24 protein-coding genes and 2 tRNA genes are annotated in these 25729 nt (G+C 58.9%); 8 read left to right on the top strand and 18 right to left on the bottom strand.

Features of this window, described 5'->3' with window-relative positions; all coding sequences use genetic code 11:
- The first annotated feature begins 126 nt into the window (after window positions 1–126).
- From INP52_RS09690 to INP52_RS09665, 6 genes are all read left to right on the top strand, one after another.
- Window positions 127–1014, top strand: coding sequence for a phosphoribosylaminoimidazolesuccinocarboxamide synthase (locus INP52_RS09690; RefSeq protein WP_194372947.1), 888 nt, complete (start codon window positions 127–129; stop codon window positions 1012–1014).
- Complete coding sequence (locus INP52_RS09685; protein WP_194371267.1) at window positions 1001–1657, top strand: APC family permease; 657 nt, start codon at window positions 1001–1003, stop codon at window positions 1655–1657. The genes INP52_RS09690 and INP52_RS09685 overlap by 14 nt, the downstream gene beginning before the upstream one ends.
- A 41-nt stretch (window positions 1658–1698) precedes the next feature.
- Window positions 1699–1774, top strand: a tRNA-Arg gene (locus INP52_RS09680).
- Between the two features lie 990 nt (window positions 1775–2764).
- On the top strand, window positions 2765–4228 hold the full coding sequence (locus tag INP52_RS09675; RefSeq protein WP_194371266.1) for an ATP-binding protein: 1464 nt from the start codon (window positions 2765–2767) through the stop codon (window positions 4226–4228).
- On the top strand, window positions 4225–5409 hold the full coding sequence (locus tag INP52_RS09670; RefSeq protein WP_194371265.1) for a DEAD/DEAH box helicase family protein: 1185 nt from the start codon (window positions 4225–4227) through the stop codon (window positions 5407–5409). Before INP52_RS09675 ends, INP52_RS09670 begins: the two co-directional genes overlap by 4 nt.
- A 74-nt stretch (window positions 5410–5483) precedes the next feature.
- Window positions 5484–6740 carry an IS256 family transposase gene (locus INP52_RS09665; RefSeq protein ID WP_456300384.1) on the top strand — a complete coding sequence of 419 codons (1257 nt, stop codon included), beginning with the start codon at window positions 5484–5486 and terminating at the stop codon, window positions 6738–6740.
- Window positions 6741–6802: 62 nt separating this feature from the next.
- Here INP52_RS09665 and INP52_RS09660 read toward each other — a convergent pair whose 3' ends face one another.
- The 11 genes from INP52_RS09660 to INP52_RS09615 all read right to left on the bottom strand — a co-directional run bounded on the left by INP52_RS09660 (window position 6803) and on the right by INP52_RS09615 (window position 14395).
- Window positions 6803–7003 carry an ArsA-related P-loop ATPase gene (locus INP52_RS09660; protein WP_269747167.1) on the bottom strand — a complete coding sequence of 67 codons (201 nt, stop codon included), beginning with the start codon at window positions 7001–7003 and terminating at the stop codon, window positions 6803–6805.
- A gap of 144 nt (window positions 7004–7147) precedes the next feature.
- A complete protein-coding gene (arsD, locus tag INP52_RS09655) occupies window positions 7148–7540 on the bottom strand; it encodes an arsenite efflux transporter metallochaperone ArsD (RefSeq protein ID WP_194371264.1) in 393 nt (130 codons plus the stop codon).
- Window positions 7541–7563: 23 nt separating this feature from the next.
- On the bottom strand, window positions 7564–8643 hold the full coding sequence (gene arsB / locus INP52_RS09650) for an ACR3 family arsenite efflux transporter (protein WP_194372946.1): 1080 nt from the start codon (window positions 8641–8643) through the stop codon (window positions 7564–7566).
- Between the two features lie 45 nt (window positions 8644–8688).
- Window positions 8689–8970 carry an ArsR/SmtB family transcription factor gene (locus INP52_RS10220; RefSeq protein WP_194371263.1) on the bottom strand — a complete coding sequence of 94 codons (282 nt, stop codon included), beginning with the start codon at window positions 8968–8970 and terminating at the stop codon, window positions 8689–8691.
- Between the two features lie 118 nt (window positions 8971–9088).
- Window positions 9089–9625: a rhodanese-like domain-containing protein gene (locus tag INP52_RS09960; protein ID WP_232364354.1), complete on the bottom strand. Its 537-nt coding sequence runs from the start codon at window positions 9623–9625 to the stop codon at window positions 9089–9091.
- Window positions 9626–9676: 51 nt separating this feature from the next.
- Window positions 9677–10732, bottom strand: a complete 1056-nt coding sequence (locus tag INP52_RS09955) for an NAD(P)/FAD-dependent oxidoreductase (RefSeq protein ID WP_228478343.1) — start codon at window positions 10730–10732, stop codon at window positions 9677–9679.
- The gene (locus INP52_RS09635; RefSeq protein ID WP_194371262.1) at window positions 10720–11049 is read right to left on the bottom strand and encodes an ArsR/SmtB family transcription factor; all 330 of its coding nucleotides are present in this window, start codon (window positions 11047–11049) and stop codon (window positions 10720–10722) included. The genes INP52_RS09955 and INP52_RS09635 overlap by 13 nt, the downstream gene beginning before the upstream one ends.
- A 251-nt stretch (window positions 11050–11300) precedes the next feature.
- A complete protein-coding gene (locus tag INP52_RS09630; RefSeq protein WP_194371260.1) occupies window positions 11301–12059 on the bottom strand; it encodes an ABC transporter permease in 759 nt (252 codons plus the stop codon).
- Window positions 12056–12712 (bottom strand): ABC transporter ATP-binding protein, encoded by a 657-nt coding sequence (locus INP52_RS09625; RefSeq protein WP_128742603.1) that lies wholly within the window; start codon window positions 12710–12712, stop codon window positions 12056–12058. Before INP52_RS09625 ends, INP52_RS09630 begins: the two co-directional genes overlap by 4 nt.
- Window positions 12713–12787: 75 nt before the next feature.
- On the bottom strand, window positions 12788–13960 hold the full coding sequence (locus tag INP52_RS09620) for an MFS transporter (protein WP_205703251.1): 1173 nt from the start codon (window positions 13958–13960) through the stop codon (window positions 12788–12790).
- 359 nt (window positions 13961–14319) lie between these two features.
- Window positions 14320–14395: transfer RNA gene (locus INP52_RS09615), tRNA-Ala, on the bottom strand.
- Window positions 14396–14481: 86 nt separating this feature from the next.
- Between INP52_RS09615 and INP52_RS09610 the strand changes: the two genes are divergently transcribed.
- Entirely contained in the window at window positions 14482–14787 is a 306-nt protein-coding gene (locus INP52_RS09610) for a YraN family protein (protein ID WP_194371259.1), read from the top strand.
- A gap of 348 nt (window positions 14788–15135) precedes the next feature.
- Here the strand turns inward: INP52_RS09610 and INP52_RS09605 are convergent, their stop codons facing one another.
- The 5 genes from INP52_RS09605 to INP52_RS09585 all read right to left on the bottom strand — a co-directional run bounded on the left by INP52_RS09605 (window position 15136) and on the right by INP52_RS09585 (window position 20203).
- On the bottom strand, window positions 15136–17091 hold the full coding sequence (locus INP52_RS09605; RefSeq protein ID WP_194371258.1) for a type IV secretory system conjugative DNA transfer family protein: 1956 nt from the start codon (window positions 17089–17091) through the stop codon (window positions 15136–15138).
- Window positions 17092–17101: 10 nt separating this feature from the next.
- Entirely contained in the window at window positions 17102–18460 is a 1359-nt protein-coding gene (locus INP52_RS09600) for a hypothetical protein (RefSeq protein WP_194371257.1), read from the bottom strand.
- Window positions 18441–18905 carry a hypothetical protein gene (locus INP52_RS09595; protein WP_194371256.1) on the bottom strand — a complete coding sequence of 155 codons (465 nt, stop codon included), beginning with the start codon at window positions 18903–18905 and terminating at the stop codon, window positions 18441–18443. The genes INP52_RS09600 and INP52_RS09595 overlap by 20 nt, the downstream gene beginning before the upstream one ends.
- A 54-nt stretch (window positions 18906–18959) precedes the next feature.
- Window positions 18960–19181, bottom strand: coding sequence for a hypothetical protein (locus tag INP52_RS09590; protein WP_194371255.1), 222 nt, complete (start codon window positions 19179–19181; stop codon window positions 18960–18962).
- 161 nt (window positions 19182–19342) lie between these two features.
- On the bottom strand, window positions 19343–20203 hold the full coding sequence (locus tag INP52_RS09585; protein ID WP_194371254.1) for a DnaB-like helicase C-terminal domain-containing protein: 861 nt from the start codon (window positions 20201–20203) through the stop codon (window positions 19343–19345).
- 164 nt (window positions 20204–20367) lie between these two features.
- Here INP52_RS09585 and INP52_RS09580 point away from each other — a divergent pair, with 164 nt between their 5' ends.
- Window positions 20368–21624, top strand: coding sequence for an IS256 family transposase (locus INP52_RS09580; protein ID WP_456300384.1), 1257 nt, complete (start codon window positions 20368–20370; stop codon window positions 21622–21624).
- Between the two features lie 360 nt (window positions 21625–21984).
- Here the strand turns inward: INP52_RS09580 and INP52_RS09575 are convergent, their stop codons facing one another.
- Window positions 21985–23697: a diguanylate cyclase domain-containing protein gene (locus INP52_RS09575; protein WP_194371252.1), complete on the bottom strand. Its 1713-nt coding sequence runs from the start codon at window positions 23695–23697 to the stop codon at window positions 21985–21987.
- A gap of 30 nt (window positions 23698–23727) precedes the next feature.
- On the bottom strand, window positions 23728–25728 hold the full coding sequence (gene pknB, locus INP52_RS09570; RefSeq protein ID WP_194371242.1) for a Stk1 family PASTA domain-containing Ser/Thr kinase: 2001 nt from the start codon (window positions 25726–25728) through the stop codon (window positions 23728–23730).
- Window position 25729: the final 1 nt, after the last annotated feature.

Below are 25729 nucleotides of genomic sequence, written 5' to 3'. Positions count from 1 at the left end.
TCGCAAAGGGTGCGCCTGCTGAGCTGCGCGCGGGGCACCCTCGCGGGCTTGCCGAGGAAAGAGCCTGAGCGGCGCTATACTGATTCGGTAACGGATGACACAGAAAGGGGATTGGCTGTGGCAACTATGGGGCTTCGCCCGGACTCTCACGGCAAGGTGCGCGATATCTACGACTGCAAAGACCGCCTGCTCATGGTCGCGTCCGACCGCATCAGTGCCTATGACTTTATCCTGCCCGATGAGATCCCCCACAAGGGCGAGATTCTGACGCGCATCTCCGCGTTCTGGTTCGAGCGCTTCGCGGGCCTCATGCCCAATCACCTGGTTTCCTGCGACGTGGCCGACCTCCCCGAGGAGTTCAAGCCCTACGAGGACTACCTGGCCGGGCGCTTCATGCTCGTCAAGAAGGCCCAGACGGTGCCCATCGAGTGCATCGTGCGCGGCTACCTCACGGGCTCCGGCAAGAAGACCTACGACGCGGACGGCACCGTCTGCGGCATCAAGCTCCCCACGGGCCTGACCGAGGCCTCCCAGCTTCCCGAGCCCATCTTCACCCCGTCTACCAAGGCCGCCCTGGGGGACCACGACGAGAACATCTCCTACGAGCGCTGTGCCCAGCTCGTGGGCGACGACGTCGCCGCTCAGCTGCGTGACGCCTCCCTTGCCATCTATCGGGCCGCAGCCGAGTATGCGGCCACGCGCGGCATCATCATCGCGGACACCAAGTTCGAGTTTGGGTTCATCGACGGCAAGCTCACCCTCATTGACGAGTGCCTCACGCCGGACTCCAGCCGCTTCTGGCCTGCCCAGGGCTATGCGGAGGGCCACGTCCAGCCGAGCTACGACAAGCAGTACGTGCGCGACTGGCTGAGCGCCAACTGGGACATGACCGGCGAGCCCCCGCGCATCCCCGCCAACGTCATCGGGGGAACCTCCGAGCGCTACCAGGAGGCCTTCCAGATCATTGTCGGCACAGAGTTCAAGCCCCTGAAGGAGACCCATGTCACTGCGTAAGACCATCGACGGAGCGCGCCGCGAGGCGCAGGAGAACACCGTCGGCCTGCCCAAGAAGGAGGCCGAGGCCACCAAGGACGATGACGAGAAGAAGGGCTTCTCGCGTAGGTCCGCGGCCAATGCCAAGCCCGCGCGCGAGGCTGCCTCCTCGGTGCGCGTCTCGTCTAAGCCCAAGAAGGGCGTGGTGGGCGCACCGGCCGAGACCAAGGAGCAGAAGAGGGAGCGCAAGCGCAAGGAGCGCGAGCAGGACGACCTGCGCAATCGCGCCTATGATCTCGTGCTGCGCGGCATCCCCGGCTACAAGGCAAGTGAGAAGATTTTCTTCATCCTCATGGGCGTCGGCTTTGGCCTGGCAGTGATCTCGCTCATCGCGGGCTACGTCCTCGAGGGCAACGACAACTACACCACGATGCAGGGCGTTCTCTCGGTTGCCTCGCTCGTGGCGGCCTATGTCTTCATCATCGGCAGCTTCATCTACGACCTGGTCAAGCGACGTCCCTATCGCCGCGAGGCCGAGGCGCGCGTGCAGGGACTGACCGACAAGAAGATCATGGACCTCTTCGAGAAGGAGCGCAGCGCGCAGAACGCCAAGAGGGCCCAGAAGGAAGCTGCCAAGGCTCAGGGCAAGGGTGCCAAGAAGTAGCCTTTTTCGCCGCGAGCTCTGGTGGTAGACTATCGTTTCCTGCCTTCGTAGCTCAGGGGATAGAGCACCGCTCTCCTAAAGCGGGTGTCGGCCGTTCGAATCGGCCCGGGGGCACCAGAAAAAGCGCAGGCCAGACAGGTTAAATCGTCTGGCCTGCTTTCTTTTCTCATGCAACGCTCGTGGTGGCTAGGGTGAAAAACGGGTGAAAAGATTTTCTATGAAGGAAGTGTCGTGCCGAAACCGCTGTTCGAAACCTACGCCCCTTTGCAGCAGGGCTGGCTGATAAGCGTCGCGGATTTCTGTGAACTCGTGAAGAAGAGACAGTGCGGGTGAGCAAGTAGGCATACAACCGAATAGCTCCTTCGAGGGCCGGAGGCTATTGAGCCTCCAGTTCTCTTTCATTTTGGTCGGGTTTCATCCGTTGATTAACTTGCGATGAGGCCGTTTGTTCTCGCAATTCTTCACATGAAGCCTTGGCGCCGCTTCTCAGGGAGCGCCGCCAAGGCTCTACGCAACGGAGGAGCAGGAAAACCCGAAGGCCTGCATACTCTTCTCCTACGTCCCCCCCAACGGATAGGGCTGGTACACGATCGAGTACGACTCCGAGGCGGGCGAGGCCTTCGACTACGTTAAGGGCATCGTGAGCGAGCGGGGCCAGTTTTCGATACCCGAGATAGAAGGACTTAACCGCTTGGGGGTCTTCCGCCCATGTCACGTGTAAACAACGTCCTGGCACGCAACAGCTAGCGGCATAGGGAGATGTGGAAAAACGTCAGCACCCCTTCTTCCGTCTCGCCAAAAACCGAACGTTAGGATTACATAGCGTCTGCTTACCGCCACAACATCGACCCATCAAATGCGCCTTCTGAAGCGTTGCATTCATGTCGTGCATTTCTGATACCGTGGTACTGGTGATATATCTTATTCGATGTTCCTAATGCGATTTCATGTAGCACCATCTCGTCAGCCTCGGTTGGTTCGTCGTTGTTTCCTTAGGAAGGACTCGACGTTGTTTGATAATCAGGCTTATCCTACGACAAGCATGAAGATCTCTATTGCGACCAGACACCCTTGGTCCCCCGAAGCATGAGAGGCTGGTGTAAAGGGATGACAGATTCAACCGAAGAAGTCAGACTTGATCCTGAGCCAGGTATTCTCATCGAGAGCCTGCGGGACATCGGCTACTCATTCAACAGCGCACTTGCAGATATCATCGATAACTCAATTTCCGCCAATGCCACAGAGGTCATCGTCCTTGCTCTCCCTATTGAACATTTTATGATCGGCATCATTGATAACGGAGAAGGGCTTTGCAGGGAAGAACTAAAGCAGTCTATGCGCCTCGGAAGTTCTGATCCGAGACAGGAACGTGCTCTGAATGACTTGGGCCGATTTGGACTCGGTCTGAAAACCGCTTCATTTTCCCAATGTCGAAGGTTGACCGTTGCCTCAAGAAGGAATGGACAACTGTCCGCATTTACTTGGGATCTAGATCTTGTTGTGAGCACCAACAGCTGGCATGTCATCGAATACTCAGATGCAACCGATATACCTCTTGTTGACCAAATTGGAGAGAATGGCACCCTTGTTCTCTGGGAGAACCTTGACCGGCTTACAGGTGCTAAGTGCTCGGGAAAAACCGACTACGATCGTATCATTAGTGAAGCACAGGACTATCTTTCGCTTGTCTTTCATAGATACTTAGCTGGCGAGCATGACCTCACTCGCATCTCAATCAAGGTCAACAATCAGACCCTCGATCCCATCGATCCTTTCAACACATCAAACAAAGCAACGCAGTCTTCTCCGACCGAGGTTATCTGCCCCGGAGTCACGATGCAGGTTTTCACTCTCCCCCACCGCTCCAATTACAGCTCTGCACAAGAATATGAAAAGTATGGCCTCCAAGAGGGATACCTAAGAAGTCAGGGCGTGTATCTTCGCGCAAAGCGCCTCATCCTTTATGGCACTTGGTTCGGCTTGGCCCGCAAGACGGCGTTGACGCAGTTGTCGCGTGTAAAAATCGATATAGGCGTCAACCAAGATGAGCTTTGGAAGATTGACGTGAAAAAGGTCTCTGCTCAGATGCCTGAGGCCGTGCGCACTCGCGTAAAGGCGCTGATTGCAACGATTGGCGCCCCCTCCAGAAAGGTATATCGCCATCGCGGCACAGTGCTCACGAGTCCCGAGCTCTTTCCCACGTGGAATTCGAACAGAGAAGGGGACAAGACCGTCTATACCATCAACAGGGATAACCCAATAATAAAGAACTTCAGGGAATCTCTAGGTGACGGGAATGCTCGAAGCTTTGACATGGTCTTGGGGGTTATTGAGTCAGCATTCCCTCGTGAGGCGCTTTTCTACGATCTTTCTGTAAATGAGGAGTCCGTTGCCTTCAAATCGATAGGTGATGATGAGTTGGCTGAAGCAGCACGCACTTTCTTTGGCTCGCTGAAGCAACAAGGGCATGATGAAGATGTTATCCTTTCGATTATGAAGAGCGCCGATCCTTTTAGAAATCGATGGGCAGATACCCTTGAAGCTCTTGGCGGAATCAAGGAGACGCAATGAAATCAGAAAATGAAGAATTCGTTGAGCAGGTCAATAACGCCGTACGACAGCATTTTCAAGAACTCGACAAAACCCCAAAGGAGATTGAGGTTAGGGAGTGGTACGAACATATATATGATGCGTTCGCCTCCATCTATCCGAGCGTGCGTTTGGATCGCAGCTCAACAATCGATAGTCTTGTTAATTCATACTGCGCTGAGCTTGCGATCACGAAGCGTCTTGGCTTTGCGTACTCTGACGAGCAGACGCACCCTTGGTTAAACGAAACCAAAGATGAAATCGACTGGTTCTACTGGAATCGCTACAAGCAGTATCTGTTGAGAACAAAGAAGTGGGCACCGGCGGCAGTCAGGTCTGTCGAGGACGATACGCGCAACGTGCTCGACCTTATGGCAAACCCGATGGCAGGAAATGCCTTCGAGCGGCGAGGGCTCGTCGTTGCATCTGTACAATCAGGAAAAACTGCAAACTATATCGGCTTGATTTGCCGAGCTGCCGACGCTGGGTACCGAATCATCATCGTGATGGCTGGGGTGCACAACGTCCTGAGAAACCAGACGCAGCGGCGCCTTGAGGATGGCTTCACTGGTCGCAATATTATCGAGAACGATAAGATCGAGCCCGTCGGCGTAGGCAAGGACGTCACCAACAGGTGGCCAATTTCATGCACTTCACGTGATGCTGACTTTAACAAAGCCCGAGCTACCGCGCTCAAGGGTATCCAAACCCTCAATACAAACGAGCCTTGGCTCTTCGTAATAAAGAAGAACAGTAACTCTCTGAAGCAAGTTTATGAGTGGCTCAACTGCAACGCAAACGAGAACGATCAGCTTCTCCTTATCGATGACGAAGCCGATAACGCCTCAATCAATGGAAAATACAAGAAGGAAAAACGCAATGATGAGCCGACGCGGATCAACGGGCAGATTAGAAACATCCTCAATTTCTTCTCTCGCTGCTGCTACGTTGGCTATACGGCGACCCCTTTCGCCAACATTCTCATTGACCCTGATCTAGACACCGAAAAATACGGACGGGATCTCTTCCCCTCAAGCTTTATCTACACCCTTGAAGAGTCCTCGGATTACTTCGGCGCAACCAAGGTGTTCGATGATGCCGATGGATTGCGTGCCGAATGTTGGTGTAAGGAAAAGTTTGAGTTGAGGGCTGGAATAGCCTGAATACGAGAATACGGCCATCGTCTAGAATCTGCTGACGACCAAGAAAACGGATTCAGGGAAAGGCGATGACCGCAATGGATACTTTACCCGATGCGATGCCGAAGCACGATGACGGAATGATCGATCTGCGAGAGTTGGGAAGAACGCTCGTGGAGACGCTCGTCAACGAGGTCATGGCCACGCAGGCCGATATGCTCTGCGAAGACGGCAACTCCCGCAACGGCTACCGCGAGCGCAGGCTCGTCACCAGCGTCGGCGAGATCACGATGAGGATACCCAAGCTGCGCATGGGGAGCTACTTCCCCGATGACGTCATCGAGCGCTATTCCCGCACGGACCGTGCCGTGGTGGCGGCCGTGGCGGAGATGTATGCCACAGGCGTCTCGACCAGGAAGGTCGAGAAGGTAGCAGCAAGGCTCGGTGTCGCCAAGATGAGCGCGAGCCAGGTCAGCCGCATCTGCGGGACATTGGATGAGGAGGCGGCCGACCTGCAGCACCAGACCTTCGAGGACATCGAGTTTCCCTACCTCTGGATCGACGCCACTTATATAAAGGCACGAAACGGCGCCCACACATCTTCGATGGCGGCCGTCACAGCCATAGGCTGCGGCGCGGATGGCATCCGCCGGTTCGTGGGATTCGACTGCGTCGACACCGAGTCATATGCATCTTGGAAGGGCTTTCTCAAAGGCCTCCGCACGCGTGGAATCAAGGGCGTGCGTTGCGTCACGACAGACGCCCACGAGGGCCTGAGGAAGGCGATGTCCGAATGCTTCCCCGGCGCGACCTGGCAGCGTTGCATAGTGCATCTGGAACGCGACGTCTGCTCGCTGCTGAAGACGAGGATGCAGCGTGCCATGGCGGGCAAGGCGATGCAGGCCGTCTTCGGGGAAAGCGATCCGGTCATGGTGCGCGAGGCCTACCATGTGGCGATCGACGAGATAGGCAGGTCCGGCTCCGCAGCCGCGGAGCTGCTGGAAGAAGCCGAGGTAGACGCGCTTGCACATCTGGACTTCCCCGTCGAGCACAGACGTCGTCTGCGCACCGACAACGTGCAGGAGCGGGCAAACCGCGAGATCAAGCGCCGTAGCCGCGTCGTGCAGGTGTTCCCATCGACGAAATCACTGATTCGCCTGATCGGTGCCGTATGCTGCGAGATGGACGAGGACTGGTCGTCGCGCTGCTACATTGCCCCTGATTCACTGGCCGCGTTGAAAGAGGACCCCAAGCCGGCAGAGCCGATCGAAGCGACCGAGGAGGACAAGCAGAGGGCTACAAGGTTGATAGCGGTGGCGATGGAGTCAGCCGGGCAGAAGAGGAGGGCTGCGTAGAACTGCTATGATGCACACGTAACGATTCTGGGCGATAACCCCTTACACCAACATTCGCGACACTACCCTTTGTTTGTAAGCTCTGTATAGAAAACGTCCTGTAAATTCGAGGCGGGGTCCGTGCTGATTAAAAGGACCTTTTTTCCGCTATCCGCAAGGGTAACGGCCGTAGCACATGCCGTCGATGTTTTTCCAACTCCACCTTTTCCCGTGTAAAATAGATATTTTGCCAACCTGATCGATTGTGGATTAAAATTCTCCATGATGATAACCTCCAATTTTCGATAAAAAGAAAAGGAGCATTCTCGTCCCTTGTGAAAAATTCACAACATTGATTTGGGAAGATATGCTCCTATCATCTTGTTAGAAGTGCTAAATCTCTTTCCCAGCAGAAAGTATGAACCGAATCAGCAGCACTTTCCTCCCGAGCAACCGCATCCGTCCGACCTTCTCGGAGTGACCTTGACAGTCTTCGGCTTTCCGTCGAACAGAGTTTCCGGAACTCCGAGCAGGTTGGCAAACTCTTCATTGGAGGGATACCGGCCCGCAATCACGATTTCTCCGTCCAAAACAGTGACGGGCAGCCCATCAACGCCCTTTGTGTTGATAAAGTGGTTGACGGCCCTGTTGCTCATGAATTGCTGCGGCGCGCTGGACAGATTGAATCTTTCGACCGTAACCCCGTTTTTCTTGAGCGTGTTCAGCACGGTGGAAACCCTGAGCAGTTCGGGGTCGACCCCAACGCCGCACAGCCCGGTCGGGCAGCACATGGCAGGCTCAAAAATCTGCATTTTTTTCATATCAGACATCTCCTAAAATAAAATTAATTGTTAACGGCGGGTTTTTTAGAATGCCAGCCTTTGTAATACCAGTCTTTGGTTTTCGTAATGATTCTGACAAGCATCAGCATCACAGGGACTTCCGTAAGGACTCCAACGGTGCAGGCCAGCACGACCGGCGAGTTTGGGCCGAACAGCGAGATTGCTACCGCGACCGAAAGTTCAAAGAAGTCGGAAGCGGCAATCAGGGATGCCGGCGCCGCTATATTATGCGGCTGTTTTGTCCATTTGCACAGCAAATAGGTAAACGTAGAGGAGATAAGATTCTGGAGAATCAGCGGTACGGCAATCATCAGAACATAAAGCGGTTTTTCCAAGAGAATGTTGCCTTGGAATGAAAAAATGATGATCAAAGTCAGCAGCAGGCCCAGCGTCGTTACATTGTCAAACTTGGAAACGAATTTTTCATTGAAAGCCGTTTCTCCCATTTTTTTGATCATTGTGACTCGTGTAACAGCACCCCCGACCAAAGGGACCACAACAAAGAGCACGACTGAGAAAACAAGGGTATTCCAGGGGATCTGAACGTTGTTTACGCCGAGCAGGAAAGAAACCAGCGGGACAAACAGAACAAGAATCAGCAGATCGTTGACCGAAACCTGTACAAGGGTGTGCGCCGGGTCGCCTTTGGCGAGATTGCTCCAGACAAACACCATCGCGGTGCAGGGAGCCGTCCCCAACAGGACCGCGCCTGTAACAAAATTTTGTGCCAGGTCGGCGGGGATAAAGGCGCTGAATACGATTTTAAGAAAGAGAGTCGCCAGCCCCAGCATCAGAAATGGTTTGATCGCCCAACTGCTCCCGCTCGATATGAGGATACCGAGGGGGTGCTTTCCCACGTTTTTGACGGACTGGAAATTGATCTTCAGCATCATGGGATAAATCATGATCCAGATCAGAATCGCGATCGGGATATTCTGCTGCGCGTACTGAAGTTTTTCCAGAAATGCAGGAATTACCGGCAGAAATTTACTGATCAGAATGCCCGCCGCCATACAGAGAAGCACCCAAACCGGCAGATACTTCTCAAAGAAACCAATGCCTTGTGTTTTTTCATCACTCATCAATCATTGCCCCCAAATCAGCGTAAATATTTGGACTCACAGTTTTTAAAACCCTTGTTGTGGAGTGATACAATCACATAGATTTTGACTATCATACTTTTTATATGCCTCCTGATCGGCCTGATAGGTCGGAAGTTCTTTTAAGCCGTCCTGGAGATAGCCCAAAAGTTTAGCATTTTCCCGCTTAAATCGGTCATTGATCCGATAATAAGTCCATTGCGCTTTTTTAAAACTGTCGAGAATGCCGCACTGTTTCAATGCCGTGAGATGTCTGGACGTGTTAGACTGCGACAGGTTTAGCACCGCTTCGATCTCACAAACGCACATTTCACCTTCTTTGCGTACCTACGATGTTTTCTGTAACCGACGATTATATTAATGAATGCTCATATACGCATATTATATGTTCTCGTTGACCATTTGTTACAAGAACAGAATAACCGATTTATTTCTCTGAATGTATTTTACAGTAATGCTTATATCCTCCCGAGAGGTTATATGCTTTTTGAAATCCGTCGTTGATCAGGATGTTCTGCGCTGCGTTTCCGGTCACGCCCTTATTGCAGTAGGTAACCGTGATAACGTCCCGATCCAGCGCCTCAGCCGTGGCTCTTACTTTGGCATGCGGGATACTTTTCGCGGTTTCGATATGTCCCTGTTTATATTGTACGGCAGCTCTGGTGTCGATCAACGTATAGGGTTTCCCGGACTGCATCAGGGTATCGAGCTCCTGCGCCGTGATCAGCGGCCTGCCTCTGTGAACGACATTGTCCAGGATCATGCCGGTGTACATCACCGGATCCTTTATGGTGGAAAACGGCGGGGCATAGGCCAGATCGAGATGGAAAAGATCTTCTACCTTCGCCTTGAAGGTAATCGCTGTTACAAACACGTCGATTCTCTTGTCCACGCCCTCATATCCGACAATCTGCGCACCCAGAAGCCTACCGCTCACGCGGTCGGCGATTCCCTTGATGACCATTTCCCGGCCGCCCATGTATTCCGGCCTGTTGGGCTTGATGTTGTGGCAAACCTAAACATGATAACCCAAAGCAAGCGCCTCATGTTCGGAAAGGCCGGTCTGCGCTACCGTCATATCAAATATTTTGAAGATTCCGGTACCGAGGATGCCTCTGAACTCCAGATCACCGCCCGTCATGCTGTCACCTGCGATTCTGCCGGTCTTGTTGGCCGTAGAACCCAGCGGCCGGTAAACCGGTTTCCCCGTCACCGCATGAAATTGTTCGATACAGTCGCCGCAGGCATAGATGTCCGGCTGGCTGGTTTGCATCTTTGTGTTCACACGGATCGCACCGGAAACGCCAAGCTCAATCTCCGCCGCTTTGGCCAATGCCGTGTTGGGGCGGACCCCGGCGGAGATCAGAACCAGATCCGCAGGAATCTCTTTGCCGTCCGACAAGATGACACCGCTTTCCGTGATCTCCGTAATAGAAACGCCTGTCAGGACAGGAACGCTGTTCTTTTCGATATGGTCCTGCACATAGACTGCCATGTCGCTGTCGAGCCCTGGTGTTACTTGCGGCAGCTTTTCCAGCAGAGTCACTTCTAAACCGAGTTTTTTCAGATTTTCACAGACTTCCAGCCCGATGAAGCCTGTCCCGATGATCGCCGCACGCTTCGGGCTATTTCCGTCGATATAAGTTTTGATGCGGTTCATGTCACCGATATTGCGCAAGGTAAAGACGTGCCGTCCGTCTGCGCCCTTGATCGGCGGAACAAACGCCTGCGCGCCGGTTGCGATCACCAGCTTGTCATACGAATCGGAAAACACCTCTCCTGTGGTAAGGTCTTTTACTTCCAAAACCTTTTTTCCGGGGTCAATCGAGAGAACTTCATGGCGGGTTAAAATATCCACATTGTATTTGCTCTTGAAAAACGCAGAATCGCGTGGGGTGAGTCCATCTGCGTTTTCGACTTCGCCGCCGATGTAATAGAGCATACCACAGCCGGAATAAGAAATAAAGCTGTCCTTGTCATAGACAACGATTTCGGCGCTTTCGCTGTTCCTTCTTGCTTTTGCCGCTGCGGAAGTTCCGGAAGCAACTGCACCTATGATTATGATTCGCATTTTCCTGCCTCCTCGACATTATTACAGATACAATCCCGATGCTCCGATGTGATTTCGTCCCAGAATCTTTTTATGGCGGAAACCTTTTTGACGTTGATCGTATACCTCATCCAGGCTCCTTCGCGCCTGCCGTTCACAAGGCCGCAATCCGTCAGGATCTTCATGTGGTAGGAAAGGGTAGGCTGCGTGATCTTGAAGGATTCCAGTATGTCGCAGGCGCACATTTCGCCGCAGGAAAGCATCTCGACGATCTTCAGCCGCGTTTCGTCGGACAGCGCCTTAAACACCGGGGCATATTCCGCGTGGGAATATTTCATTTTCTGTACGCCTCCCAGTTCTGCATTAAGATAGACATGCGTCGATTTCATTCAAATTCATCTATATTATATGCTCATATCGATGAATGTCAATATGTCGGGGAAAAAATTTATAAAACAGAACCCGGGAAGCTGCAGCCTTGGGCTTCATTTTCAGGTTATCCATTGCTTTTTACCGGTGATAAGCAACGATGAGCCACTCGACGACGTGAACGGCAGGCAAAAATGTTACAGACCGGTTGTCCTGTCAATTAAATCAGCTGCTTCCTTTCATTGAAAAAATTTCGGTAAGCGAGGAAACAGGCCATGAACGAGGCGATCGCGGTCGTCGAAAGCAGCATGAATGTCACCATGATCTGGTACCGGATCGCCATGAGAGGAGATGTGCCGGCAAGGATCAGCCCAGACATCATGCCGGGAAGGGAGACGATTCCCAGCGTCTTCGTGGAGTCGATGGTGGGAACCATCCCCGTGCGGATCGAGTCCCGGAGAATATCCATCGAAGCCGGAAGAAGGTCCGCGCCCAGCGAAAGCTTGATTTCCACTTCGCTCCTCCGGCTTTTGAAATTGCCGGTGAGCTGCCGGTAGCACAGGCCGATGGCGACCATGGCGTTGCTGATGATCATGCCGCTGATCGGAATGATCTGGTTCGCCTCGTACCGCACTGCGCCGGAGAGGACCAGGACGGAAAGCGTGGCGCCTGCGCCGACTAAAATGGAAAGGAAAGAAATCAGAATCCCGTTTTTGATCCCTTTTCCCCGCTTGGCCGCATTCAAGGCCGCGTTGAAGGTCATGAAGAGCACAATCAGCGTCGTGACGGCCGGGTTGCGGAGTCCGAAGATAAACTGAAGGACATATCCCACCGCAAAGAGCTGGATGACTGCCCGGATCACGCTGATGAGGGTCTCTTTTTCCAGCCTGAGTTTCTGAAAATAGGAAAACAGCAGGGAGACGAGAACTAACGAAGATGCCATCAGAAGAGAGACGTCGCTGATATTCGCACCGTTCATTTGATTTCCTCCGATGATTGAATTCGGCCGTTTTCCAGAGTCAGCAGCCGGTCGGCGTATTTCCGGCTCTGGGCATCGTTGTGGGTGACCCACAGAACCGTGACGCCCTTCCGGTTCATCCGCAGAATTTCCTTTTCAACCAGCTCCGCGTTCTCGGCGTCGAGCGCGGAAGTCACTTCGTCCAGCAGCAAAATCTCCGGCTCGAAAAGCAGCGTGCGGACCAGGGAAATCCTTTGTTTTTCCCCTCCCGACAGCCCTTTGACCTCATGCGAAAGATAGCTTTCGTCCAGATGGAAGCGGGCGAGCAGCGAAACGATTTTTTCCCGGTCGATCTTCCGGTCCCTGACGCGGTAGGGGAACGCGACGTTGTCTTCCACCGTATTCCCCCAGAGGACCGGCTCCTGAAAACAGTAGCTGATTTTTTTCCGCAGCCCGATCGGGTCTTCCTGAAGCATATCCTTCCCATGGAAGAAGATTTTTCCTTCCGTCGGACTGATCAGATGGCAGCACAGCCGTAAAAAGGTGCTTTTTCCGCTTCCGGAAGGGCCGACAATGGAGACAAAGTCGCCGGCTGAAAACTGTGCCGAGACGTCTTTGAGAATTTCTTTTCCGCCCTGTCGGTAGAAAACATCCCGGAATGTGAGCTGTTCCAACTCTTTCACCTCAAGATCAAGATTTTCTGCGGCGGCAGCGGCCGCTTTTTCTGAAGATTCTTTTCCGTTCCAGTTTCAAACCGAACGGCTCATCGCTTTCCGCCCTTTCCCGGAGCGGAGGATGACGGCGATCAGCAGTGCGGAGACGATGCCCAGAACGCCGCCGAACCAGAACGGCGCGTCGGAGCCCCAGACATTCCACATCCCGCCGGCGATCATGGAGGAGAACAGGAGGCCGAAGCCCTGCAGCATGCCGTAGATGCCGAGCACGGTTCCCTTATATTCCGCCGGCGACGCTTCCGCGATCAAGGCCCGTTCCGCTCCGCTGATAAAAGCGGTATAAACGCCGTAGGCGACAAACAGAATCAGCAGGGAGACTTTCGAGGTCAGCAGGGCAAACCCCAGATAGACCAGTCCGTAGATCAGATAACCGGGAACCAGAATCCTGCTTCTGCCGAACCGGTCCGACAGCCGGCCGGCCGGGATCGCCAGGATCGACGCGGAAACGTTGAAAATCAGATAGAGCAGCATCACCTCGGAGGTGGAAAATCCGCGCGACTGCGCCTTGAGCAGCAGAAAGGCGTTGGAAGAGTTGCCGAGACAGAAAAGGAAGATAACGGCAAAATACCATTTCAGCCTTGCGTCCAGTTTCAGGCCCCGAAAGACCAGCCTCCGTTGTTTTTGGACGGCACCTTTTTCTTCCCGGATCAGCGGAATGATTGCCACGGCGACGACGCCCGGAATGACGGACCAGAGGAACGCCGGGCGATATTTCATTCCGAAGGCGATAAACAGAAAAGCAAAAAGGGCCCCGAGGGAAGACCCCGCCATATCGAGCATCTTATGTAAACCGAAGGAACCGCCCAGTTTCCCTTTTTCACTCGACTGCGCCACCAGGGCGTCGCGCGGGGCGGTCCGGATCCCCTTGCCGGTGCGGTCGATCACCCGCGCCGCCAGCACGCCGCCCCACGAGCCGGCTATCAGAAGGACGAACTTATAGAGCACCGAGGCGGAATACCCGAGGAAAGCCAACCGTTTTTTATTTTGATATCGGTCCCCGATGTAGCCGCTCGCCACTTTCAGAAGGGAAGCCACGCTTTCCGCAACGCCTTCGATCACGCCGACGATGGCCGGCGTCGCCCCGAGAACCGCCGTCAGGTACAGAGGAATGATCGGGTAGATCATTTCCGTACTCATATCCATAAAAAAGCTGACCAGCCCGATCAGAAAAATATTGGAAACAATCATTGTCTTTTTTTTCGACAAAACAAACGCCTCCCCGTATTTATGACACTCTGTCAAAAAGCCGACCGCGCCGGCACAATCCGCCGTCATGCCGCCGTGAAAACAGAGAATTACAAATTTATCTTATGATAGCGCAGATATGGAATAAAGTTAAATAGGTTCAGTATAATTACTTTTTTCTGCCAAATCAAGTGCTTCCGCTTCTATACGTGAAGGGGGTAAGGATGATATGCAAAAAAGAGGCGCGGTCGTGTGCAGTAATGTGCAACGGCGTCTCTTTTTATGCTTTGCTCTTTATCAAGTGCCCGGTCTGATAGGTAAAACGAAAGCCACAAGGTTTTGGCCTTGTGGCTTATTGTTTTTGGTGGAGATAAGCGGGATCGAACCGCTGACCTCTTGAATGCCATTCAAGCGCTCTCCCAGCTGAGCTATACCCCCATGTGTTCGGAACCCCTTGATTTTACTGCATTTCCGGGCTATTCGATTTTTCGTTTATTCCTGATGTTAAGGTGTTGTTTACTTGGTTGCTTGCGCTCGAGCGCGACTGGCGGTGCGCCGTGGGGGAGGTCGACGTCGTGGCCGAGGACGAGGGCACGCCCGTCCTCGTGCTCGTGAAGACCGCTCGCAGGCTCGGGGAGGGCTCCGACCTTATGCCCGAGCTCGCCATCGACAAGGCGGAGCAGGCCAGGTGCCGCAGGCTCGCCCTGCTCTGGCTCGCGGTGCATCCCGAGGCCGAGGGCGTCCGCGTGGACGTCATCGCCCTCAACATCGTCGGCGAGCGCTGCGCACGCCTGCGCCACCTCATCGGCGCCTACAGCTGGGAGGAGTAGCCCTAGATACTCATAACCGCTGGGAGCGAAGAGACGACCGCTCGGGGAAACCTGGGCGGTCGTCTCTTCTCGCGGGCCACGGTCGCAGCCAAGCCCTCCCGCGGCCGCCCCTCGGCACACCAGGAACACCTGACGGCGTGCCGAGGGGAAGGGCCTCCCCTCCTCGCCAAGGACGCTTGGAAGGGGAGCGCAGGATAAGAGGGCATTACGAGCGTGCGGCGCAACCCGGCTCGCCGGGTTCGGAAGGGCAGGTCAGCCCCCTAGGTTGCCGCCTCGTGCCATGTAAACGCCGTGGCGGCATCCCGCTACGGATTCTGCCCTTGTGCAGCTCACATGCGTAGCAAGTTCTTAGAAACCCACGGGGACACTTGGGATGCTTGCCTTGGCCTTGGGGGCCTCGTCGGCGTCGATGGCGGCGGCTCCGGTGCCGTCCCAGACCGGTGGCAGTTCGGCGTTGCGAATCTCGCCGTCGACGAGGGCAGCCTCCATCATGGCCCTCTCGGCCTCCGGCGACGTCATGCCAAGCTCCCTGCCCAGGAAGGTCTCGGTGACGTCGCGGCTGGGAAGAGCGAGCGTCCCGGAGCCGCGCATGACGAGCGCGCCCGTGCCCTTGGCCGTCCACCTCATGAGCTCGTCGGGGCTTATGAGGGGTCGCCGCATGACCGATTCGCTGGAACCGGCGGACGAGGTGTTGGCGCCCCTGCTCCTGCTCTGGCTCCTGGTCGTTGCGCCGTATGTGCCCATGGAGTCGGAGAGCTTCCTGGCCGTCTCGACGTTCTCGACCGAGAGGATCACCTTGTCGCCGAGGAGGTCCAGGACCGTCTCGGCCTCGGCCTTGGTGTAGCCGGCACGGCTCTCGAGCTGGTTCAGGCTCTGGAACGCGCAGACGACGCTCAGGCCCGCGCTGCGTATCTCGCCCAGGTCCCTGAGCAGCCTATCGATCTTGCCGATCGCCGCGAACTCGTCCAGCAGCAGCATGGTCCTCACGGGGAGCCGGCCGCCGTGGACGGCGGCCTCCACGCGCAGGGCCGAGAGCGCCTGGGACCAGAAGGCCTGGACCAGGCGGTCGCGGTTGCCGGTCGCCGAGCTCGAGCTGACGTAGACGACGGTGGGGCGCCTGCCCGCCGCCGCGAGGTCGACCTCGTTGTCATGGAGCATGAGGGAGACGTCCTCGTCCGCGAACTCGACGAGGTAGTTCTGGAGCGTGGAGATGATGCCCTGTCCTCCGCCCCCGTCGCCGGAGACCCCGGCAAGGAAGGGGAGCGCCGGGTCGCCGGGCCCGAGCGATGCGGCCAGCGAGGCCACGCGCTCGACCGGTGAGGAGCCGTCCGTCGGCGCGAGCAGCGCCTGCACGGTGCGGAGGTTGCGGCACTCGTCCGGCACCACGGGGTTCGAAAGGACGAACAGGCATAGGCCCACGAACACGTTGCGCGCGCCGTCAGAGAAGAAGGGCTGCCCCGAGAGGGCCTGCGGAACGACGCACCTGGCGAGCTCGCGAAGCTCGCGCGTGGCCGCCCCCGCGCCGCCCGAGGCGAGGGCCTCCCCGGCGCGGGCCAGCGGGTCGAAGCGCATCGAACCGGCGGGCGCGTCGAACCTCACGGCCACGACGTCGTGTGTGCCCCTTGAGCGCACCCAGGCCTCGGTGAAGGCACGCAGCTCGCCCTTCACGTCGTTGACCATCACCGAATTGCCAGAGCACATGTTCACGCACAGGGTCTCGATGATGACGCGGCGGCTCTTGCCTCCGCCGCTGCCGGCGAGGAGCGCGGCATGGACGGCGTCGACGAGGCGGACGGAGCTACCCAGCTCACCCACCACGAGGTTGCCGCCCTCCGGCGCCTTTCCGGGCACCCAGCCGTAGGTGGCGCGCCGGAGGGCCGATGGCCTGCTCTCGAGCCATGCGTCGCCGTGGGTGCGCACGCCGGAGCGCGAGCCCCCGACCCACGTCCCGTCGTGGAGTGAGCGCCACGCGGCGAGCTCGCTCCAACCCCACATGGCCGCGAACGCCGCGACGGTGACGGCGCAGCCCATGGCGAGGGCGGTGCCGTCCAGCCCGATTGCCGCGAGCGCGGCCTCGGGGCCGGACCCTGTTCCATCGAGGCCCTGCGGCGGCTCGAGATCCGCCAGCATGGCCGAGCCGCCCGAGAATGGCGCCATCGCGTCCCAGACCGCCGCCCGAAGCGTCGGCCACCAGCACGCCAGTGCCACGCACGCCGCGACGGCGAGCGCCAGCGCGACGGTGCCCCCGCGCAGGGCGCGCGGCGCGAAGGGCTCGTTGAACGACTTCGACCTCTGGTGTCCCATGTCCCACTCCTCACATCGAGATGCTCATGATCGTCCTGATCGGCTGCGACACGGCGACCGCCACCCTCGCGGCGGTGCCGAGTGCGCCGGGGGCGCGCAGCAATGCGCGCACGGCGACGCGGGACAGGGCGCGCAGCATCGTCCTCGCCTCCTCGTCGGGGTCTCGCCGCCCGTCGGGCATGGCGCTCGCGAAGGCGCGCGACGCACCCGAGAGCGCGGACTCCAGGGGCGCGGGCGAGTGCCGCCCCAAGGCCTCGAACGAGGGACATCCCCTCACGGCGGACTTGGGCACGGGGTGGCCCTCGCGCGCGGCGGCGACGGCCTCCGCCGTCTGGCGCTTGCCCATGCACGCGGCAAGCTCGCGCCCCACGGCCCGCTCGCGCCTCCTCGTGGCCGCAGGACCGTCCTCGGGCGCGGGCCTCGGGGACGTCCGGCGCTCGGGCGACATCGCCCTGAGGGCCGCGTTGCACGCGCGGGCGCGTACGTCGGCGTCGGCCTTGGCGAGATAGGCCCCGCGCTCGGCACCGCCGAGTCCCCTGAGGTCTGCCAGCCCGACACACGCACTTGCGTGCGCGTCGAGCGCCGCGCGAAGCTCGGGCCGCTCCTCGGCGGCCCGCCCCACGGCGGACTCCACCTGGCGCGTGGCCTCGGGGTGCCACCTCCGGAGGTGCGCGTAGGAGACGCGACCCTCCGGGGGCAGCTCCACGCCACGGGAGAGGGAGGCCCCGTCCATGCTCCGCAGGATCTCGACCACCCGCTCGCGGGCGGTCTCGCGCTCCAGCCCCAGCCTTGCGACCTCCGGGGCGACGGCGGCCTCCGTGAGGTCGCGCCGGGCGCGCTCGAGGTCCGGCTTTGCCATGAGGCGGTCGAACCGCCCCGCCTTGTCGAACGCCAGCACGTGTATGTGCTGGTTGGCCTCGCTGTTGAGGTGGTGGGCTGCCACCCACCCCACCCGCGACTCAGGTATGCCCATCATGCGGGCGTACTCGCGCGTGAGGTTGGCGCGGGCGTACGCCTGCCAGCCCTCCTTGGTGTCCAGGCCGAAGCGCTCGCAGTCCTCTCGGCGCACGGAGATGACGCTGCACACGACCGCGCCGCCGCAGGCATCGAGCCTGCGGCGCGCCTCGGCGAGCGAGACCGCGCCGTCGGCGTCGAAGAGGGCCGTCGAGCCCGGACGGCAGCCGAGGTAGCCCACGAAGGCCTCGCGCTCGCGGGCGCGGGCGAGGTCGGCCTCGGTGGCCGACCGGTCGCAGCCCGGCCTCGTGGCGACGTACTCGACGCGGTGGCTGACCACCGCAGCGCGCGCCTTGGTACCCGACAGCGCGACGCGATGGTTCACGATGACGGCGCTACCGCCCCGCGCGGGCATCGGCCTTCACCTCATCGATCGAGCGTCCGGCCTGCAGTTCGCCGGCCTGCCTGGCGTAGGCGCGGTACACGTCCTCCACGGACACGTCCGCCAACCCCTCGAAGAGGCCCTTCGCGAGGTCGCAGGCCACGAGCGCGGCCACGAGCGCCCCCTTGGTGGAGCGGCTGGTCACGCGGGCCAGCCTATCCTCCGCCTCGTCGTTCCTGCGCCTCAGTGCCTCCTCGAAGCTGGCGAGACACCCATTCATCGTGGTGCGCAGGTACTCGCCCAGCTCCGTGCTGTAGAGACCCAGGCCATCCACGGAGAGGCCCTTCACGACCAGCTCTCGGATGGCGGCGCTGTCGGTGACGCCCGACCCGGCTGCGTAGGCTTTGATACGGCGATAGGTCTCCTCGTCAAACCTGATGGATTTGATCTGTCCCTTCTCGTTTGATTTCTCGTTCATGGCTCCTCCAAAATGGCCGCTGCAACCCACCATTGGGCTGCAGCGGCCTTCGTGTTAGAATTCCTGCTCGTACTCCGTATTCGGCCAGTCCATACGGATGCCGTGGCTGTCGATGGCCTCTTCGATAACTCTGAGCTCCTCCTCGGTCTTTGCGAGGCGCAACTCTGTGTTGAGCAGCTGCAGGGCAAGGTCGTGCTCATCGAGGGGCTGGTCAAGCCCGAACTCCGCGAGCTTGGTATGGAGGTGGATGCGGCTGATGGTCTCGAACTTGTTCATGGATACTCCAATCGGTTGGCCGGCAGGGTATGCGGATGCCCCGTCAGCCGAGATGCTTTGAATGAGGTTGAGGTCAGTGCAATCGATTACTTCTTGCAGGTAGGGTTGCGGCAAGTACTGTTCACCCCTACCTGCGATAGAGGTTTGCCCAGATGACCTGGTTAACGCTCAATGAAGGTGGCACGCGGTGCGTCGAAAGTAAAACCAACATGCCCACAGAGGCCGTAGCGGTTCTTCGTCACCGAGGCGACTATGGGACGAATCGGTTTCTCCATGTTCTCGAAACGCTCGGAGCCTTTCCCCTCGACTGACAGGCCGCATATGACGTCGGCTCCATACTCAAAGGCACTACAGCCGCCGACGGAGTCAAGGCCTGCGACCTGCTTGTCGTAGTTGGTGCGATTAATTGATGAGATGGCGATGAGGGGGCACTGAAGCTCGTCGACGATGAGGCGGAGCTGCGAGGCAACCAGCTTGAGGCCAACGCGCTCGTCAAGCGTCTGGAGTTCGGGCGGGAGTGAGACAATCTGGGCGTAGTCGCACACGACCAACGGGGCCTCGCCAAAGCGGTCTGCGGCAATGGCGACGGCATCGCGCATGGTCTTGTACTGAATGGGACCGTCGCAGATGAACAGGCGGGGCGCGATGCACTCGCGGTAGATCTTGAGAGCATCGTTAAAGAGAGCGCGACTCTCGCTATCAAGCGGGCTATTGAACATTGCCGTTGTCGTGAGCACACCCTTCGTGAGGCGGGTTAGGCTTTTTCCGAGCAAGGAGGGCTTGGATAGCTCGCCCTCGAAGAAAACGACGGGATGGCCGGAAGCGGCCCAGTGGTCGCCGATTTCATGTACGAAGGTAGTCTTCCCGACGCCGGGGGCTGCCGGAACCATTATCAGATGCGGCCTTATGCCGCCGAGCAGCCTATCGAGCTGCCTGTGGTGAATGTGGCCTATGGGCTTCGCATCGATGATGGAGCGCGCGGTTTCGTCTAGGCATTCGGCCATGGTCTTCAGAGGCTGCATGGGTCGCTCGCCTCCATCTCGTGCAAGAAGGGATTGCGTGCCGAATGTTGGTGTAAGGAAAAGTTTGAGTTGAGGGCTGGAATAGCCTGAATACGAGAATACGGCCATCGTCTAGAATCTGCTGACGACCAAGAAAACGGATTCAGGGAAAGGCGATGACCGCAATGGATACTTTACCCGATGCGATGCCGAAGCACGATGACGGAATGATCGATCTGCGAGAGTTGGGAAGAACGCTCGTGGAGACGCTCGTCAACGAGGTCATGGCCACGCAGGCCGATATGCTCTGCGAAGACGGCAACTCCCGCAACGGCTACCGCGAGCGCAGGCTCGTCACCAGCGTCGGCGAGATCACGATGAGGATACCCAAGCTGCGCATGGGGAGCTACTTCCCCGATGACGTCATCGAGCGCTATTCCCGCACGGACCGTGCCGTGGTGGCGGCCGTGGCGGAGATGTATGCCACAGGCGTCTCGACCAGGAAGGTCGAGAAGGTAGCAGCAAGGCTCGGTGTCGCCAAGATGAGCGCGAGCCAGGTCAGCCGCATCTGCGGGACATTGGATGAGGAGGCGGCCGACCTGCAGCACCAGACCTTCGAGGACATCGAGTTTCCCTACCTCTGGATCGACGCCACTTATATAAAGGCACGAAACGGCGCCCACACATCTTCGATGGCGGCCGTCACAGCCATAGGCTGCGGCGCGGATGGCATCCGCCGGTTCGTGGGATTCGACTGCGTCGACACCGAGTCATATGCATCTTGGAAGGGCTTTCTCAAAGGCCTCCGCACGCGTGGAATCAAGGGCGTGCGTTGCGTCACGACAGACGCCCACGAGGGCCTGAGGAAGGCGATGTCCGAATGCTTCCCCGGCGCGACCTGGCAGCGTTGCATAGTGCATCTGGAACGCGACGTCTGCTCGCTGCTGAAGACGAGGATGCAGCGTGCCATGGCGGGCAAGGCGATGCAGGCCGTCTTCGGGGAAAGCGATCCGGTCATGGTGCGCGAGGCCTACCATGTGGCGATCGACGAGATAGGCAGGTCCGGCTCCGCAGCCGCGGAGCTGCTGGAAGAAGCCGAGGTAGACGCGCTTGCACATCTGGACTTCCCCGTCGAGCACAGACGTCGTCTGCGCACCGACAACGTGCAGGAGCGGGCAAACCGCGAGATCAAGCGCCGTAGCCGCGTCGTGCAGGTGTTCCCATCGACGAAATCACTGATTCGCCTGATCGGTGCCGTATGCTGCGAGATGGACGAGGACTGGTCGTCGCGCTGCTACATTGCCCCTGATTCACTGGCCGCGTTGAAAGAGGACCCCAAGCCGGCAGAGCCGATCGAAGCGACCGAGGAGGACAAGCAGAGGGCTACAAGGTTGATAGCGGTGGCGATGGAGTCAGCCGGGCAGAAGAGGAGGGCTGCGTAGAACTGCTATGATGCACACGTAACGATTCTGGGCGATAACCCCTTACACCAACATTCGCGACACTACCCAAGAAGGCGAAGAGGCTGGACTGCAAGAGAAAGAGCCGGCCGTGCACACGGATGGCACGGCCGCTTTCCTTCATGAACTTCGACGCGGTGGCCTTACCGAAGCCAGTGAGTTGGCATACGTCGGGTATGCCGAACAAGCGCTCGTGGCCGAGCAGCTGCGAGTTTCGGGTGTCGGTGACACCCACGGTGGAATCATTCATGTTAAACTTTCCTTTAGCTTAGCTCGTTCCTCCCTATCGATCTTGGCGGACTGAGGGGAGGGGCGGGCGGCTTCTGATGCATAGGCGCGCCTCTAGGGCGCTCCCCAACCTTGTGTGACCTTCGTAAGGGTCCTCACCCACTCATCGCGCAGTTCGGCCGAGTCAGGTGCGATGCGTGCATAAGGGTTCCCGGCGATGCGGATTGCCGTGTCGTTGAGGATGGAGAATGCGTCGGCGAGATAGGCACACGTATCGTTACGCAACCCGATGGTGTCGAAGTCCTCGACGGCGTACTGAATGTAGCTTTGGGCTGGTGCGCTGGTGAAGCGTCCTGGGTCTGCCTCCACTAACAAATCGCGCCCAAACGTTACCTTCCGGTAGAGTTCATAGTTCTTGACTGGGCCGCCCCGCTCGGCCAACGTGTGGTCGAGAAAATCGACAACGTTCCCGAAACGCACTCGAAAATGATGGGAATCGCAGTGTCTGGTGTCCAAGGCCATGGAGAGGCCCTTGCGGCGAACTAGGACCAAACCGAACTCGAGGAGCGCGCGATACCCCTCCTCGCGGACGTCACCGACTGAGCCAGTGACGTTCCATCGAAGTACATCGGCTAGATCTCCGAGAAGCGTGGCCTCGCCCGTGTAGATACGCTCAGCATGAAGGCGAGAGAATGGTCCTTCAGGGAGCTGTGAGTTAATGATGTCCTTGATGATCGCGTCCGAATTCGAAAGGCCCCACAGTGCCGATTGGTCATCAATGATGCCCTCAACCAGCACGAGCCGGGCACTCTTGGGACGATGCCAGCGAACGAGCGCCTCGGCCCCGATGGGAACTCCCGTCGCGTGGTCATACTGTGGCTGGAGCCACATCTCGAACTGTCCCTCGTGCAGGGCGCTGAACATCTCGGATGCGATTTCCTGCTCGAACAGCAAGCGGCTGCGCATCGACTCGTCAAAGGTCGCGACGTAGGCGTCATATCTGGACCGAATGGACTCCTCTGCGAGAGCGGCCCTGCTCACAAGGCTTCTGACGGAGACAGACGGGTCGTCTGCGACGCATCGACCCACGTTGATCTTGATGCCTCGGCTCAGGCCGGGTGGATTCTCTGCCTGCGCGCGGCACAGATCCGGCCCTTTCGAGTCCAGGCATTCCCTGGGGTAGAGCAAAACGAAGCGATCGGAGACATAGTGGCAGCCGACCGCGTCGAGGGGCCCGGCAAAGCTCGCGAGGCTGCGTGCCACATGCGCAAGCACCTCGTCGCCCCGCCGCTCACCGTAGCGCTTGTTCAGGGCGGTGAAGCGGAGGATGTTTAGATAGGAGAGCACATAGTGACCTGGCTCGTGACCGGAGATCATTCGCGTTGCCCGGTCGAGAAACTCCTCCCGGCTGGAGAGAGACACCGCTGAGCCTGCTTGCGTCTCCTTGGTGGGCGCCTGTGCCCCACACAGACGGATGACGTTGTCGAGGGCATGAAGCAGTGACCTGGGATCGCAGGGACCTTGGACGCATGAAAGGGCTCCGAGTGAGAGGGCCTTGCCCTGGGCCCTCCCGCCGCCGATGCCCAGAAGCGCTACGGCGGGGATCCTTCTCCCCGTAGCGTTTGTGTTCAGCGCCTTGAGGGCGGCATAGCCGCTCCCGGAAGCATCCGAGAGGTCAACAAGAGCGGCCGCGACGTCATCGGGCCCTTGACCCAAGGCGTCGGCCAGCTCCCTCAGGTTGCCGACTTCCCGGCACCGATGGGCTTCTCGCTCGAGCGCGCTTCTTAGCTCGCGGCGGCGCTCTGCCGTTGCGGCAAAGAGCAGCACGACATTCGCAGGGCGCTCCATGGGAACGGGCTAGCCGTTGCTACTGTTGGCGCTCGTGCTGTTACTAGTGCCGTTTGTGCCGCTGCCCGCGTCGCTCCCGCCGCCGTTCGTCGGGTTCTTGTCGGCCCCTGTTCCATCGGTGGAGGCAGCCTGCGTGGTAAGGGTGATCGTGGTGCCCGCCGTTGCCGACCCGGTGGCGGACTGCTTCGTGACGATGCCCTCGGCGCTGCTCCCGCTTGCGAGCTTGACCGTGAAGCCTGCGCCCTCGAGCTCCGCCTTGGCGTCCGCGTAGCTCCAACCCGTGACGTCGGTAATCGAGACGCTCTCCGGCCCGCTCGAGACGTAGAGGGTGATGGTGGCACCCTTGTCGGCGGACGTGTTGACGCCGGGGTCCGTGGAGACGACGGTGCCCTTGGACACACTGCTCGAGCTCACGCTCTGCACGCTCACCTTGAAGCCCGCCTGCTTGAGTCGCGAGGTGGCGGTGCTCTCGTCGTCACCCACCACGTTGGTCACGACGACCTGCGAGGGACCGGTCGAGAGGTGGAATGTGACGGTGTCTCCGGCCTTGGCGGTCGTTCCGGCCTTGGGATCCTGTGAGCTCACCTTGCCTGCGCCCACGTCGTCGCTCTCCTCCTCGGAGCCAACCTTGCCCACGAGCCCCACGGCCTCCAGGGCGCTCTCCGCATCGGCGGCGGACTTGTTCGTGAGGTCAGGAACCTCGACCTCCTCCGCCGGCTCGGCCCCCTTCGAGACCCAGATGTTTACCGTGGAGCCCTCGGGCATCTGGAGGTTGGCGGCGGGGTCCTGGTCGCAGACCTTGCCCTCCGCGACCGAGGAGTCGTACTTGGAGTTGACCGACCCCACCTCGAAGCCCTCCTCCTCGATCTTCTGAACGGCCTCGTCTTGGGTGTAGCCCAGAAGGTTGGGGACGGCCTTTGCCGTCGTGGAGGAGCCTAGCATCGAGGTGACGGCGAAGATGATCACGGCGATGAGCGCAAGGGCCCCCACGACGCCCAGGATGATGTTGCGCTTCTTCTTGTGGGCCCTCTCGGCCTCCTGATCGGCGGCCTGCTCGGTTGCGCTCTGCGGGCGGAATCTGCCCGTGCGGTCCACGGCGGGAAGGGCGTTCGTGGCCCCGGTGGCCCCGGTGCGATCGAGCGCGGTCGTGGCTGCGGCGGGAAGCAGGGCCGTCGCGCTGTTGACGGACTGCATCCGGCCCGCAAGGTAGTCGCGCAGGGTCCGGTAGAGCTCGTCGGCCGTCTGGAAGCGCGCCGCGGGGTCCTTCTGCATGCACTTGAGGATGATCGACTCGAGCGAGGGGTCAACGGCGGGATTGAGCTGGCTGGGCGGCTTGGGCTGCTCGTTGACCTGCTTGAGCGCTACGGTTATGGCATCGTCGCCCTGGAAGGGGACCTGCCCGGTCGAGGCCTCGTACATCACGATACCCAGCGAGTAGAGGTCGGTCGTGGGGCCGAGCTCCTTGCCCTGAGTCTGCTCGGGGGAGACGTAGTGGGCAGTGCCCAGGACGGAGTTGTCGGTGGTGAGGTGGCTGTTCTTGGCGCGCGCGATGCCAAAGTCCATCACCTTGATGTTGCCGTCGGGCTGCACCATGATGTTCTGCGGCTTGATGTCGCGGTGGATGATGTCGTGCTTGTGGGCCACGGAGAGGGCCTGCGCGATTTGCGAGCCGATCTGGGCGACCTTCTTGCAGTCAAGGGCGCCGTGCTTGCGGATGCCGCTCTTGAGGTCGGTGCCCCGCAGGTACTCCATGACGATGTAGTAGGTGTCCGCGTCCTTGCCCCAGTCGTAGACCGAGACAATATAGGGGCTCTGCAGTGCCGCCGCGGCCTGCGCCTCCTGCTTGAAGCGCGCCGCGAAGGAGGGGTCGGTCGCATACTGGGGCAGCATCGTCTTGACGGCGACGGTGCGGCCGAGCACCTCGTCATGGCCGCGGAAGACCGTGGCCATGCCTCCTGTACCAATCTTGTCCTGGACCTGGTAGCGCCCGCCGAGAACCATCCCTGGCATA

Source organism: Thermophilibacter immobilis, from assembly GCF_015277515.1.
Classification (GTDB): Bacteria; Actinomycetota; Coriobacteriia; order Coriobacteriales; family Atopobiaceae; genus Thermophilibacter; species Thermophilibacter immobilis.
The sequence above is the reverse complement of the archived record's forward strand: the minus strand, read 5'-3'. Positions and strand labels throughout refer to the sequence as shown.

What these genes read in the sequence shown, in the direction of transcription:
- INP52_RS09590 (WP_194371255.1), bottom strand. Translation starts at nt 19,181, where the DNA reads ATGAACAAGTTCGAGACCATCAGCCGCATCCACCTCCATACCAAGCTC.
- INP52_RS09635 (WP_194371262.1), bottom strand. Translation starts at nt 11,049, where the DNA reads ATGAAATATTCCCACGCGGAATATGCCCCGGTGTTTAAGGCGCTGTCC.
- INP52_RS09605 (WP_194371258.1), bottom strand. Translation starts at nt 17,091, where the DNA reads ATGGGACACCAGAGGTCGAAGTCGTTCAACGAGCCCTTCGCGCCGCGC.
- INP52_RS09660 (WP_269747167.1), bottom strand. Translation starts at nt 7,003, where the DNA reads ATGGAGAATTTTAATCCACAATCGATCAGGTTGGCAAAATATCTATTT.
- INP52_RS09585 (WP_194371254.1), bottom strand. Translation starts at nt 20,203, where the DNA reads ATGCAGCCTCTGAAGACCATGGCCGAATGCCTAGACGAAACCGCGCGC.
- INP52_RS09955 (WP_228478343.1), bottom strand. Translation starts at nt 10,732, where the DNA reads ATGCGAATCATAATCATAGGTGCAGTTGCTTCCGGAACTTCCGCAGCG.
- INP52_RS09600 (WP_194371257.1), bottom strand. Translation starts at nt 18,460, where the DNA reads ATGCCCGCGCGGGGCGGTAGCGCCGTCATCGTGAACCATCGCGTCGCG.
- pknB (WP_194371242.1), bottom strand. Translation starts at nt 25,728, where the DNA reads ATGCCAGGGATGGTTCTCGGCGGGCGCTACCAGGTCCAGGACAAGATT.
- INP52_RS09620 (WP_205703251.1), bottom strand. Translation starts at nt 13,960, where the DNA reads ATGATTGTTTCCAATATTTTTCTGATCGGGCTGGTCAGCTTTTTTATG.
- INP52_RS09595 (WP_194371256.1), bottom strand. Translation starts at nt 18,905, where the DNA reads ATGAACGAGAAATCAAACGAGAAGGGACAGATCAAATCCATCAGGTTT.
- INP52_RS09670 (WP_194371265.1), top strand. Translation starts at nt 4,225, where the DNA reads ATGAAATCAGAAAATGAAGAATTCGTTGAGCAGGTCAATAACGCCGTA.
- INP52_RS09580 (WP_456300384.1), top strand. Translation starts at nt 20,368, where the DNA reads ATGGATACTTTACCCGATGCGATGCCGAAGCACGATGACGGAATGATC.
- INP52_RS09685 (WP_194371267.1), top strand. Translation starts at nt 1,001, where the DNA reads ATGTCACTGCGTAAGACCATCGACGGAGCGCGCCGCGAGGCGCAGGAG.
- INP52_RS10220 (WP_194371263.1), bottom strand. Translation starts at nt 8,970, where the DNA reads ATGTGCGTTTGTGAGATCGAAGCGGTGCTAAACCTGTCGCAGTCTAAC.
- arsD (WP_194371264.1), bottom strand. Translation starts at nt 7,540, where the DNA reads ATGAAAAAAATGCAGATTTTTGAGCCTGCCATGTGCTGCCCGACCGGG.
- INP52_RS09675 (WP_194371266.1), top strand. Translation starts at nt 2,765, where the DNA reads ATGACAGATTCAACCGAAGAAGTCAGACTTGATCCTGAGCCAGGTATT.
- INP52_RS09630 (WP_194371260.1), bottom strand. Translation starts at nt 12,059, where the DNA reads ATGAACGGTGCGAATATCAGCGACGTCTCTCTTCTGATGGCATCTTCG.
- INP52_RS09960 (WP_232364354.1), bottom strand. Translation starts at nt 9,625, where the DNA reads ATGGTCATCAAGGGAATCGCCGACCGCGTGAGCGGTAGGCTTCTGGGT.
- INP52_RS09665 (WP_456300384.1), top strand. Translation starts at nt 5,484, where the DNA reads ATGGATACTTTACCCGATGCGATGCCGAAGCACGATGACGGAATGATC.
- INP52_RS09690 (WP_194372947.1), top strand. Translation starts at nt 127, where the DNA reads ATGGGGCTTCGCCCGGACTCTCACGGCAAGGTGCGCGATATCTACGAC.
- arsB (WP_194372946.1), bottom strand. Translation starts at nt 8,643, where the DNA reads ATGAGTGATGAAAAAACACAAGGCATTGGTTTCTTTGAGAAGTATCTG.